The 12,684-nt window shown below is 49.1% G+C and carries 11 protein-coding genes; 9 read left to right on the top strand and 2 right to left on the bottom strand.

Annotated elements, in window-relative coordinates; genetic code table 11:
* The first annotated feature begins 8 nt into the window (after window positions 1-8).
* Window positions 9-557 carry a shikimate kinase gene (locus tag G9C99_RS01275; RefSeq protein ID WP_166415644.1) on the top strand — a complete coding sequence of 183 codons (549 nt, stop codon included), beginning with the start codon at window positions 9-11 and terminating at the stop codon, window positions 555-557.
* Window positions 554-1,675: a 3-dehydroquinate synthase gene (gene aroB, locus G9C99_RS01270; protein WP_166415643.1), complete on the top strand. Its 1,122-nt coding sequence runs from the start codon at window positions 554-556 to the stop codon at window positions 1,673-1,675. Before G9C99_RS01275 ends, aroB begins: the two co-directional genes overlap by 4 nt.
* Here aroB and G9C99_RS01265 read toward each other — a convergent pair.
* Window positions 1,672-2,067: a hypothetical protein gene (locus tag G9C99_RS01265; protein ID WP_166415642.1), complete on the bottom strand. Its 396-nt coding sequence runs from the start codon at window positions 2,065-2,067 to the stop codon at window positions 1,672-1,674. The genes aroB and G9C99_RS01265 overlap by 4 nt on opposite strands.
* Before the next feature lie 207 nt (window positions 2,068-2,274).
* Between G9C99_RS01265 and G9C99_RS01260 the strand changes: the two genes are divergently transcribed.
* The 7 genes from G9C99_RS01260 to phoB all read left to right on the top strand — a co-directional run bounded on the left by G9C99_RS01260 (window position 2,275) and on the right by phoB (window position 9,331).
* Window positions 2,275-3,294 carry an ATP-binding protein gene (locus G9C99_RS01260; protein ID WP_166415641.1) on the top strand — a complete coding sequence of 340 codons (1,020 nt, stop codon included), beginning with the start codon at window positions 2,275-2,277 and terminating at the stop codon, window positions 3,292-3,294.
* 132 nt (window positions 3,295-3,426) lie between these two features.
* Window positions 3,427-4,470: a substrate-binding domain-containing protein gene (locus tag G9C99_RS01255; protein WP_166415640.1), complete on the top strand. Its 1,044-nt coding sequence runs from the start codon at window positions 3,427-3,429 to the stop codon at window positions 4,468-4,470.
* 60 nt (window positions 4,471-4,530) lie between these two features.
* Window positions 4,531-5,766 carry a phosphate ABC transporter permease subunit PstC gene (gene pstC, locus G9C99_RS01250; protein WP_166415639.1) on the top strand — a complete coding sequence of 412 codons (1,236 nt, stop codon included), beginning with the start codon at window positions 4,531-4,533 and terminating at the stop codon, window positions 5,764-5,766.
* Entirely contained in the window at window positions 5,763-7,097 is a 1,335-nt protein-coding gene (gene pstA, locus G9C99_RS01245; protein ID WP_166415638.1) for a phosphate ABC transporter permease PstA, read from the top strand. Before pstC ends, pstA begins: the two co-directional genes overlap by 4 nt.
* 13 nt (window positions 7,098-7,110) lie before the next feature.
* The gene (pstB, locus tag G9C99_RS01240; protein WP_166415637.1) at window positions 7,111-7,908 is read left to right on the top strand and encodes a phosphate ABC transporter ATP-binding protein PstB; all 798 of its coding nucleotides are present in this window, start codon (window positions 7,111-7,113) and stop codon (window positions 7,906-7,908) included.
* An 11-nt stretch (window positions 7,909-7,919) separates the two neighbouring features.
* Window positions 7,920-8,642 carry a phosphate signaling complex protein PhoU gene (gene phoU, locus G9C99_RS01235; protein ID WP_166415636.1) on the top strand — a complete coding sequence of 241 codons (723 nt, stop codon included), beginning with the start codon at window positions 7,920-7,922 and terminating at the stop codon, window positions 8,640-8,642.
* The gene (gene phoB / locus G9C99_RS01230; RefSeq protein ID WP_166415635.1) at window positions 8,642-9,331 is read left to right on the top strand and encodes a phosphate regulon transcriptional regulator PhoB; all 690 of its coding nucleotides are present in this window, start codon (window positions 8,642-8,644) and stop codon (window positions 9,329-9,331) included. The genes phoU and phoB overlap by 1 nt, the downstream gene beginning before the upstream one ends.
* A 58-nt stretch (window positions 9,332-9,389) precedes the next feature.
* On the opposite strand, the gene G9C99_RS01225 is transcribed toward phoB, so the two are convergent.
* Window positions 9,390-12,401, bottom strand: a complete 3,012-nt coding sequence (locus G9C99_RS01225) for an aminotransferase class III-fold pyridoxal phosphate-dependent enzyme (RefSeq protein ID WP_166415634.1) — start codon at window positions 12,399-12,401, stop codon at window positions 9,390-9,392.
* Between the last annotated feature and the right edge of the window lie 283 nt (window positions 12,402-12,684).

Raw genomic sequence — 12,684 nt, 5'->3', positions numbered from 1 at the left:
GTGCCGGTATGGCTTTGCTATTGAAAAAAACTGTAGTGCTCGTTGGGATGATGGGCGCGGGAAAAACCGCTGTTGGAAAAGCTGTCGCTGCGAAACTTGATGTGCCTTTTCTAGATTCTGATGAAGAAATTGTTCGTGCTGCTAACATGAATATTCCTGAGATATTTGAACGCGATGGTGAACCGTTTTTCCGTGAAAAGGAGCGTCAGGTTATTACGCGACTTTTGGAAGAGGAACGCGGTATTCTATCGACCGGAGGCGGTGCGTTCATGTCCGACAAAAATCGAGAGATTATTGAGGAAAAGGGTATGGCTTTGTGGTTGCGCGTGGACTTGGATCTACTGTGGCAACGTGTACGCCATAAGAACACACGACCCTTGTTGCAAACCGATAATCCCCTGCAAACATTGACAGATATATACAATCAACGTGTTCCAATTTACGAAAATGCCGCACTTGTTGTAGATGCAAAACCTGAATACTCAATCGAAGATATGGCGGATGCGGTGATTGCCGCGCTTCAGGCCAAACCAGAGGTGTTGGAGACAACCATATGACAGAAACACTACGCGTAGCGCTCGGTGAACGTTCCTATGATATTCGCATTGGTTCAGGGTTGATTGAACAAGCTGGTGCGGAGATCGCACCTTTTTTGAAACGGCCAAAGGTTGCGGTTGTGACCGATGAAAACGTCGCGGCAATACACCTAAATACGTTGCGCGACGGATTGGCCCAGGCCGGTATCGAAATGGTGTCGCTGGTTCTACCTGCAGGGGAGGCCACCAAATCTTGGCCTCAATTTAGTAAGACTGTTGAATGGCTCCTTGAATCTCAAGTCGAGCGTAATGATGTCGTCATTGCCTTTGGTGGCGGAGTGATTGGTGACATCACGGGGTTTGCGGCCGCTGTTTTGCGGCGCGGTGTAAGATTTATTCAAATCCCCACATCGCTTCTGGCGCAAGTCGATAGCTCAGTTGGTGGCAAAACGGGGATCAACGCCCCCCAAGGGAAAAACCTTATTGGGGCTTTTCATCAGCCAACTTTGGTTCTCGCTGATATTTCTTTGTTGGGGACCCTCACGCAGCGTGATTTCTTGGCGGGTTATGGCGAGGTCGTAAAATACGGCATGCTTGGGGATGTGTCTTTTTTTGAGTGGCTCGAAAAAAACGGGCCGAAGTTGGCGTCCGGAGATGCCGAAACACGGATCGAAGCCGTGCGCCGTTCCTGTCAGATGAAGGCCGATATTGTTGCACGCGATGAAACAGAGCAGGGTGATCGCGCGCTTTTGAATTTAGGGCATACGTTTTGCCACGCGTTGGAAGCTGTCACAGGGTACTCAGACCGATTATTGCATGGTGAAGGGGTCGCCATCGGCTGTGCGCTGGCGTTTGAAGTTTCCTCCCGTCTGGGGTTGTGCAGTCAGGAAAGCCCGAGCCGCGTACGTGCGCACCTCAAAGACATGGGTATGAAAACAGATATCAAAGATATCGAAGGTGCATTGCCTGATGCCGATGCTCTTATTGAACTAATGGGGCAAGACAAAAAGGTTGTGAACGGAAAGTTAAACTTCATTATGGCCCGTGCCATCGGTGACGCATTTGTGACTTCTGATGTTGACCTTCAGGTCGTTCGCGATGTGTTGACGGATGGTTTGAAAGAAAAACGAGTTTGCTAAGTGGTCTGCATCTCAGTTTCGGTAACGATTGACTGAAGCTTTGATATTTCGATCAGTTTAATTTCGATATCAGGTGCAAGACGCGATAGTTCCATTAATATAATTTCTGGCACGGGTATATCTGGCGCCAGGAATCTAAGCCCGCCTTGATATCCTTCACTCGCCAATCGGTTGGTAAGTTCAAGCGCGTCAAACCCTCTGGCGCATAGCGGCGCCAGAATGACATCTGGTTTATGGCGGGCTAGAAAAAACGAACTGATATCAGAAAATTCTGCGAATCTCATTTCATCGGCTTGTGGAAGATCGCGACCCTGTGCTCTCCAACTGTCTAAATCACCTACGACGATAATGCGCCGAGACAGTACATTTTGGCATTCCCCAATTGAATTCATTTAGCGGGGCCTCGTCTGCGGGAGATAATGGTGTTTTCGTCGCTTTGGCGCATCGCTCTTTCCAATGAAACTTTTACGTGACACAAACTTGTGAAACTCGAACGCTACAACCTGACGTAATTATAGGAATTCTACCTTCGATTGAAAGCTTTTTGTCAACATGCCAAAAAAAATCATCGCAGGAGAGCAACACAAAGAGAACCCCTAATGTCTTCTCCGGTACTGTCTGACGTCTTACTTGCCATTCCAAGCCCTATTATCGTCATCGATCAAAATGGAATTGTTATTGAAATCAACCCTGCAGCCGAAGAACTGTTGGGGCAGCGGTTAAGAGGCCGCAACTATGTTTCAGCGATGCGTCAACCTGCATTGCTTAAGACCGTTGAAAAGGCAATTAGCAACAGAACCTGCGAAAATAGCCACTTTCAAGCGGATGAAACCAGTTATAAAGTGACAGCTACGCCGAGTGCTGAAAGCGGGTTGGTTGTCAGTATTGAAGACATTTCTTCACTGGAAACGGCAGGGCAAATGCGCAAAGATTTTGTTGCAAACGTCAGTCATGAACTCAGAACTCCGCTTACCGCATTGTTGGGTTTTGTCGAAACATTGCGTGGGGCGGCTAAGAACGATTCGACTGCGCGTGACCGTTTCCTCGAGATTATGGAGAAAGAAGCGCTGCGCATGAATCGTTTGGTTCAGGATCTTCTTTCGCTTTCGCGCGTCGAAGGTGAAGAGCGTATGCGACCCACCGAGGATGTGAATATCGAGAATCTTACGCGTTCTGCGATTGAGGCTCTGCGTCCTATGTCGGATAGCCGAAATGTGCAGATCGAAATGGGGGTTCAATGTTCCTCTCCGATGGTCAAAGCGGATAGAGATCAATTACAGCAAGTCTTCACCAACCTCATAGAAAATGCAGTAAAATATGGTGGGCGCGACAAGACGGTTAGAGTCATGATCTCAGATGTCTCGCGACATGCAAAACTTCGTGATCGCGGGGTGCGTGTTGATGTAATAGATCAGGGCGCTGGTATTGATCGTGCGCATCTACCTCGGCTAACGGAACGCTTTTATCGTGTAGATAGTCATCGGTCTCGCGAAATGGGCGGAACCGGTTTAGGTTTGGCGATTGTAAAGCACATCGTCAGCCGGCATCGTGGTTTTTTGAAAATTAACAGTGAGTTAGGGGTCGGAAGTACATTTTCAGTTCTTTTGCCATCCAGTTAATTTTCTAACAATTCGTTAAAAATAACTGCTTGTCATAAAAGCGTTACACACCTGTCACAAAAGCATTGTCAAAGCGCATTAGCACGGCGCCGAGGCCTAACAGATAGGCCGCGATCCAATTAGGAGCAAAAAATGTCTTTTGTGAAATTGACCGTATCAACTCTCGCTGTTGCAGCCGTAACAGCAACCGCTGCAAACGCCCGTGACCAAATTCAGGTCGCTGGATCATCAACCGTTCTTCCTTATGCTTCTATCGTAGCAGAAGCCTTTGGCGAAAACTTTGATTTCCCAACTCCGGTTGTTGAATCGGGCGGCTCTTCTGCTGGCCTTAAAAACTTTTGTGAAGGTGTTGGCGAAGGCACCATCGATATTGCAAACGCTTCGCGTCCGATCAAAGACAGCGAACGCGAAACATGCGCTGAAAACGGTGTGGACAACATTATTGAGGTTCGCATCGGTTATGATGGGATCGTTTTTGCATCCGACATCAACGGCAACGCTTTTGAATTTACACCAGCTGACTGGTACATGGCGCTGTCCGACACGCGTGTTATCGACGGCGCAGTTGTTGAGAACACCGTGTCAAACTGGAACGAAGTGAATGCTGATCTACCAGATCAAGATATCCAAGCGTTCATCCCGGGTACAAAGCACGGCACACGCGAAGTTTTCGAAGACAATGTTATCCTTGCTGGCTGCGAAGCTGTCGGTGACTTTGACTACTTCTTAGAACATGCTGAAGGCGAAACCGCGAAAGATCGCAAAAAAGCAGCTGAACGCGCGTGTATCGCATTGCGCACAGACGGCCGTACCGTAGATATCGATGGTGATTACACGGAAACGCTCGCGCGTATCGAAAGCAACCCAGCAGGCATCGGCGTGTTTGGTCTCGCATTCTACGAAAATAACACAAGCCGCCTTCAGGTTGCATCAATGTCTGATGTTGTTCCGTCAACTGAAAGCATTGCAACGGGTGAATACCCAGTATCACGTCCTTTGTTCTTCTACATCAAAGCGGACCACATTGGCGTGATCCCAGGTCTTCAGGAATACGCTTCGTTCTTCGTATCTGACGAAATCGCAGGCCCAGATGGCCCGTTGGCTGAATATGGCCTCGTGTCCGATCCAGAGCTTGCAGAGACCCAAGACGCAGTCGCAAACGGCGACAACATGTAAACCAATTGCTGGGGCGCTTTTGGGCACCCCAGCTTTCCTTGGAATAGTCTAGGCCGACAAATGACACTTTTCTTTTCTCTGGTGACTTTGATCGCGATTGCAGCCCTCGGTTTTTGGGTGTCGCAAAAACGCGTGATGCGCGCGGCGGGCAATGACTCGCGCAATATGCATTCTCTTCCTGGATTTTATGGCTGGAACGCCGCATTTAGCGTTTTTGTTCCCGCAACGGCATTCATGCTTTTTGGGTTGCTGATACAGCGCTTTGCCGAAAATCCAGAAAGCGCGCTGATTGCGCCAGATTTCATTGGCTACGGCATGCTGATAATTGGCGTTATTGGTGGCCTTTGGGCCGTATCCAAAGCGCAACCCGATGTACGTGCGCGTAATTTGACTGAGCGTTGGGTCATGGTATTGCTGATTGCGGCCGCTTCTATTGCGATTTTGACAACGGTTGGCATCGTGATGTCCATGCTGTTGGAAACTCTGAACTTCTTTGATCAGTACGCATTGAAAGATTTCTTTTTTAATATTGTCTGGTCACCTGATTTCAGAGGTGGGTCTGATCTGGGCATTTTACCGCTGCTTTGGGGCACGCTGTATATCAGTTTTGTCGCATTGGTGGTGGCTGTGCCGATCGGCTTGTTTGCCGCTATATACATGTCTGAATATGCGGGACCAAAGACACGTTCTATTGCGAAGCCTTTGATCGAAATTTTGGCGGGCATTCCAACAATCGTTTATGGTTTATTTGCCTTGGTCACCGTCGGCCCATTGCTGCGAGACTGGATCGCGCAACCGTCCGGGCTTGGCGATAGTGGGTCGTCTGTTATGACCGCAGGGCTTGTTATGGGGATTATGCTGATCCCATTTGTGTCGTCGCTGTCTGATGACATCATCAACGCTGTGCCGCAGGCGATGCGCGATGGATCTTATGGCCTGGGCGCAACTAAATCCGAAACCATTCGTCAAGTTGTGGTTCCAGCTGCGTTACCTGGGATCGTTGGCGCGATCTTGCTGGCAGCCTCACGGGCCATTGGCGAAACTATGATTGTAGTATTAGGGGCGGGGGCATCTGCTGCGCAGCTCGGTTCAGGGGTTGGTGAAGTTATCAACCCGTTCGAGGCCATGACGACTGTCACAGTAAAAATTGTCAGCCAGCTTACCGGCGATACCGACTTTTCTGCGCCAGAGACGCTTGTTGCTTTTGCACTTGGTCTTACGCTTTTTGTCTTCACACTCGGCCTCAATGTGCTTGCGCTTTATGTGGTGCGTAAATACCGGGAACAATACGAATGACCGATACTTTGAACAAATCCTCCCTCTACAAAACCGATGCACACACACGCCGTCGTAACGGTGCGGAAAAACGGTTTAAGCTCTATGGTATTCTCGCAATTTCTGTAGGCATTCTGGCGCTTATTGCTTTGGTGGTGTCCATCGTTGGCAATGGTGCGGGCTCTTTTCGCCAGACGTTTATCACGCTGGAAATTGCGTTGCCGGCAGATAAGCTTGATAAAGAAGGTAATCGCGACCCAGAAGAAATGGCATCCGTTTCGACCTTTGGTTATGCGCCTTTGATCCGCAATGCAGTTGTTGCACATGCTGAAGCGATTGGTTTTGACGTTGATCTAAGCGCAAAAGACATGGGCGGTATTATTTCAAAATCGGCCCCAGCCGCTTTGCGCGATTATGTTCTGGCTAATCCTGATAGCGTCGACGGAACTGTCACGATGGAATTTCTCGTGAATGGCCGGATTGATGGGTATTATAAGGGACGCATAACTGCTGAAATCGCCGAACTTGATGGAAATGTAAGCCCAGAACAATTGCAGCTCGCGGATGCCTTCCTTGAGGATGGTATTCTGGAAACGCGATTTAACTTTGGGTTCTTGACCGAACCTGATGCCTCAGGGCAACGACCTGAATCCGCTGGTCTGGGTGTGGCGATGCTTGGCTCTCTTTACATGATGATTGTGGTGCTGTGCCTCGCACTACCGATCGGTGTTGCGGCCTCTATCTACTTAGAAGAGTTCGCACCCAAGAACCGTTGGACCGACGTTATCGAAGTTAATATCTCGAACCTTGCGGCCGTGCCATCTATTGTGTTTGGTATTCTTGGCCTCGCGATCTTCATCAATTTTGCAGGTTTGCCGCAATCAGCACCTATTGTTGGTGGTTTGGTTCTGACGCTTATGACATTGCCGACAATCATTATTTCCACACGGGCGGCGCTGAAGGCGGTGCCACCCTCAATTCGCGATGCTGCATTGGGGGTCGGGGCCTCTAAAATGCAAGCAGTGTTCCACCATGTTCTGCCTTTGGCCGCGCCCGGGATTTTGACGGGCACAATTATCGGTCTAGCACAAGCATTGGGCGAAACAGCGCCTTTGCTGTTGATCGGCATGGTGGCCTTTGTCAAAGAATATCCGGCAGCCTTTACACCCGAAAGCGGGTTGTTTGGTGAACCCGCGACGGCCCTGCCTGTTCAGGTGTTTAATTGGACACAGCGCTCTGATCCGGCTTTCGTTGAACGGGCCTCAGGTGCGATTATTGTGTTGTTGGTTTTCCTAGTCATAATGAACGGTATCGCAATCTATCTGCGTCGTCGTTTCGAGCGCCGCTGGTAAGAAAGGTGATAAAATGAATGATATGAGAGTGATGGAGAGAAGCGTGGATACGCTAGACATCAAGATTTCCGCTAAGAATGTGCAAGTTCATTACGGTGATACGCATGCGATCAAAGACGTTAATGTCGAGATAAAAGACAAAACCGTCACTGCATTTATTGGACCTTCAGGGTGTGGTAAGTCGACCTTCTTGAGATGTCTCAACCGGATGAACGACACCATCGATGTATGCCGTGTTTCTGGTGATATTCTTTTGGATGGCGAAGATATTTATAACACCAAAGTTGACCCGGTACAGTTGCGTGCCAAAGTGGGGATGGTGTTCCAAAAACCGAACCCATTTCCAAAGTCGATCTATGACAATGTGGCTTACGGTCCACGTATTCACGGATTGGCCCGCAACAAAGCTGAGCTCGATGAAATCGTCGAAAAATCGCTGCGTCGTGGTGCGATTTGGAATGAAGTCAAAGACCGCTTGCACGCCCCCGGAACTGGATTGTCTGGTGGACAGCAACAGCGTTTGTGCATTGCACGTGCCATTGCGACGGCGCCTGAAGTTCTCTTGATGGATGAGCCTTGCTCTGCGTTGGATCCGATTGCAACGGCCCAAGTCGAAGAACTGATTGACGAATTGCGTAAGAATTATTCGGTTGTGATCGTGACGCACTCTATGCAGCAAGCTGCGCGTGTCAGCCAAAAGACAGCCTTTTTCCACCTAGGGAATTTGGTGGAAAACGGTGAAACCGGACAAATTTTCACAAACCCACAAGACCCGCGTACCGAAAGCTATATTACTGGCCGGATCGGCTGAACGAGGATATCATGCAAGACCAACATATTGCTTCTGCCTTTGATCGCGACCTTGAAGGAATTCAAGCTCTTATCATGAAAATGGGTGGGATGGTCGAAGCGGCCATTCTGGACAGCGCAAAATCCCTAGAAACGCGTGACCTTGAACTCGCTGAAGATGTCCGTGCACGGGACAAACAAATTGATGCTCTAGAAGAAGACGTGAACCAAGAAGCCGCGCGTCTGTTGGCATTGCGCGCACCAATGGGCGCCGATCTGCGGACTGTTTTAACCGTTATTAAAATCTCTGGTAATCTTGAACGCATTGGCGATTATTCTAAAAACCTTGCCAAACGGACCTCGGTTTTGGTGCAAATGCCTGTTGTTGAAGGCACGCCAAGCGCGATCCGTCGCATGGCAAAAGAAGTCGAACTTATGCTCAAGGATGTGTTGGATGCCTATATTCAGCGCAACGTTGAGCTGGCCGAAGATGTGCGCCAACGCGATCAAGATATTGATCAAATGTACAACGCACTGTTCCGCGAATTCCTGACCTTTATGATGGAAGACCCGCGCAACATCACCAGTTGTATGCACCTGCATTTCATCGCCAAAAATATCGAACGCATGGGCGATCATGTCACTGCGATTGCCGAGCAGGTCATTTATTTGGTGACGGGTGAATTGCCCGAGGATAGCCGACCTAAGGCGACCGGTGATTATTTAAAAAACCCAATTTTGGAAGGGGATGAGTAATGTCTTTGGAACAGCCCGTTGTTCTAGTTGTTGAAGACGAGCTCGCACAACGTGAAGTACTTGCTTATAACCTCCAAGCTGAGGGGTACCGCGTTTTAAAGGCAGAAAATGGTGAAGAAGGCTTGCTTCTCGTTGAAGAAGAAATGCCTGACGTCATCATGCTGGATTGGATGTTGCCAAATGTTTCGGGGATTGAGGTTTGCCGCCGCCTGAAAACCAAAGTTGAAACCCGTAATGTTCCCGTGATTATGCTTTCGGCTCGATCTGAAGAAATAGATCGTGTGCGTGGGCTCGAAACTGGTGCAGACGATTACGTGATAAAACCCTATTCGGTTGCTGAACTTATGGCGCGGGTGAAAACACAGTTACGACGGGTACGGCCTTCGACGATTGGGCAAATTCTGGAATACGAAGATATAACTTTGGATTCAGAAACCCACAAAGTGTTCCGCGATAAACAACCATTGAAGTTGGGCCCAACTGAATTTCGCCTGCTAGCGACGTTTATGGAAAAACCCGGTCGTGTCTGGTCACGAGAGCAACTTCTGGATCGGGTGTGGGGACGTGATATATACGTTGATACCCGCACAGTCGATGTTCACATCGGGCGCTTGCGCAAAGCGCTGGCAACGGTTGGTGGGACAGACCCACTTAGAACCGTGCGGGGCGCCGGATATGCGTTAGGTTAATATCACTAAGACATAAACCGCCCCGATATTTTGAGTATATCGGGGCGGTTTTTTGCTTTTACTGATCTATTTCGATCTCCGAAAGCGTTTGATCCATAATTGCCAAAATCATATCGACATCATCGGCGGCTATTGTGAGCGGTGGGCGAATTTTTAGGATATTGTCCTTTGGGCCTTCGGTGCCCATCAGTATCCGGTTTTCGCGCATACGGTTTTTCACATAGCTTGCAATTTCGGTGCCTTCGTTTTGAGTCTTTGAATTTGAAATCAATTCGACACCGACAAACAACCCCATTCCGCGTACGTCACCAATGCAGGCATGTTTTTTCTGCAAAGCCCGTAAACCGCTCAGTAGTCGGTCGCCCATTATTTTTGAATTTTTCTGCAGGCCTTCATCATCAACAATATCTAGAACTTCTTTCCCGATGCGGCACGATAGGGTCGAGCCTCCGAAGGTTGAAAAATACTCGGGTCCCTGCGCAAAACTGTCGGCAATTTCACGGCTGGTCACCAGCACGCCGAGAGGATGCCCGTTGCCTATTGGTTTTCCTAAAACAACAATATCAGGGATAGCATTCTGATGCTCAAACGCAAAATAGTAGTCCCCCAAACGGCCTAAACCTGTTTGCACCTCATCCGCTATACAGATGCCGCCAGCCTCGCGTATTTTTTCATATACAGATGCTAAATACCCCTGAGGCGGAATGATTTGCCCACCAACGGAGGGGAAGGTTTCGGCAATAAAGCCTGCAAGCTTTTCGTTTTTGCTGTGAATCTTCACGATGGCCGCATCTACAAGGTCCGCATATTTTTCCGCGCGATCAGGATCGGAGCGCTTAAATGAGCCTCTGTATTCATCTGCGACCTCGACCAATTTGACCCAATCCGGCTGTCCAACACCGCCCGGCGCATTGAATTTATAGGCAGAGATGTCAATCGCGCCGGTTGTGTTGCCATGATAGCCGTGGTTCGGTGTGATCATCGCCTTGGCCCCAGTATGCGCACGGGCCAAACGCAGCGCGAGTTCGTTTGCTTCAGTGCCGGAATTTACAAAGAAACAGACTTCAAACGGGGCAGGGAGCTTGGACAGGATTTTCTCTGCAAACTCGGTTTGCGCTTTATGAAGATAGCGCGTGTTTGAGTTCATACGTTTGAGCTGATCCGCGGCAACAGCCTGAATTCTAGGATGGGCGTGACCGACATGCGGTACATTGTTATATGCGTCTAAATATGGCCGACCCCATTCATCAAAGAGATGATGTTTCCAACCACGAACAAACATAACCGGGTCATCGTAAGTCAGTTTGAGGTTCTTAGAGAAATGTTTTTGACGTCTCTCAAGGATCTGTTCTTTATCCGTTGGATGGTAATGCGCCTTTTCGTCAGGCAAGTTCATCAAAGCGGCCGGGTTCGGGCAAATCGCCCCCCAGAGATACATTTCATCAGGGTCAGAGACACCGGGCCAATCTTCGCCCATGCCGTCTGTGGTAAGGGCGAGTTGGAAATGAACATGCGGTGCCCAACCACCGTTTTGTGTTGGATCGCCTAATCTGCAAAATGCGTCGCCTTTTTTAATGCTTTGACCTGGCGTAAGTGTTTTACAAACTTCGGGGTTCAAATGTCCGTAGAGCGTGTAAAATGTATGACCCTGTGGTGTTTCATGGCTCAGGATGACCACACCACCGTAATCAAGGTGCCCACGACGGTTTTCAACCACATGAACCGTTGCATCCATTGGTGCATAAAGCGGTCGGCCTGCCGGGGCAAATGCATCAATCGCGAGATGCACCGTTCGTCGATCCGAAGCCAGCCAAGGGCCTTTGCGAAAGGCGGGTTCCGCATAAATCAAACGGGGCTCGCTATAATAGCCGAGCCAAATTTTCCCATTGTCTTCAAACTCTGCGCCGACGCGGGCCGCTTCTTTGAGTGGCATATGAAATGGGTTTTGTGGCCAAGTCGAATTTTCGACCGAGAGCGACCCCATAGGTGCATTTCGAACATCTTCGAACATGATATTTGCAAAATGACCGCGATTTTCTTCTAAAAACGCCATGATTTCGGGGGCTTCATCTGTAACGGGCAATCCGCACACCGCGCGCAGTCTGGCTTTCAAAAGACCTGGGTGAATCTGAGTGTTTTCCAAGAACCGCCAAGCAGGGCCTTGGGAAATCACAATGTAAGGGTCATTCGGGTTTTCAATCGCCATCAATGTCGAATTCACGACACTCACAGCAAGGCGTGCGCGCAGCAAAGGCCACAATAAATCAATTTCTAAGGGGCTCAGTGGGTTGGTGTCGTGATACCCGCTGACCAAAGCAGCCAACGCCTGTTCTGGCTGTGGGTGATCTAAGACGATATATGCCGCCGCGATGGCGAGATCGCAAATTCGGGGGGCTTTACACATATCCCCAAGATCAATTAGCCCGCTGATTTTTTCCGGCGTATTGGGTCCACCCGTTGCGAGAATATTGTAATCATTCACATCATTGTGAAGGGCTTGCGTTGGCAGTTCACAAAGGGTCGGGCGGATATGTGCAAACTCGGCCGATATTTCAGAAATCAGTGTTTGACGATGTGCATCTTGAACCGCCTCAATATGCCCGTCGATCCAATTGGCCTGAGTAAGGTTCCATTTAAAATCACGTTCCAATGATGGGTGATCAAAAGAACAAAGCGCCGCGTCCATTTTACCAAGTTGCTGCCCTAGGTCGTGGATCAGTGCATTGGATTTTGGGGCGAAATGGGCGTAGGTTTTCCCCGGACATTTTTCCAGCACCCAGAGAAGGCGTGTTGCGCCGGCCTCATCCTTGACTTCGCACATCCGTTCACCGTTGAGGGCAGGAATAACCGCGGGCATCGCAATTTGTTGGCCGGTATTTTCTATATGGTCAAAGGCCTGAATTTGCAGATCGATAAAGCTCGCATCGCAATCGGGGCGCATCACCTTAAGAATGTAAGCTTGGTCCGCGCTTTGGGCGAGAATATTTAAATCATATTCACCATCGAGTTGCGATAAATCCGCGGAAATACCCCAGTGTGTTTGAAGCATCTTTTTCCAATGTGTTGTCATCGCAGATTGTCCCCTTCGTGGTTTGCTGCAAACTTACAGCGCCCAGAATTTATGTCGACTCGGTTTCCTGTGATAATTGTTTTGGGGTTGTTCTGAAAAGTAATTTACGGAGACGTTCTGGCGCGGAGCAATCTCGTCATCATGCCGCGCCAATGGTGATCTTTGAGAACGCATAGATCCAATGAAAAAATGGCTCCTTTGCAGCACGAATTTAAGATGCATTTTCACAATTTTATGGTTAATTATTTATTTATACTCTCCAAAAAGGAGAGTCGTTGTTAAG

It is taken from the genome of Cochlodiniinecator piscidefendens (assembly GCF_011326755.1).
In the GTDB taxonomy this organism is placed as follows: domain Bacteria; phylum Pseudomonadota; class Alphaproteobacteria; order Rhodobacterales; family Rhodobacteraceae; genus Cochlodiniinecator; species Cochlodiniinecator piscidefendens.
This window is presented reverse-complemented; position numbering and strand designations above follow the sequence as displayed.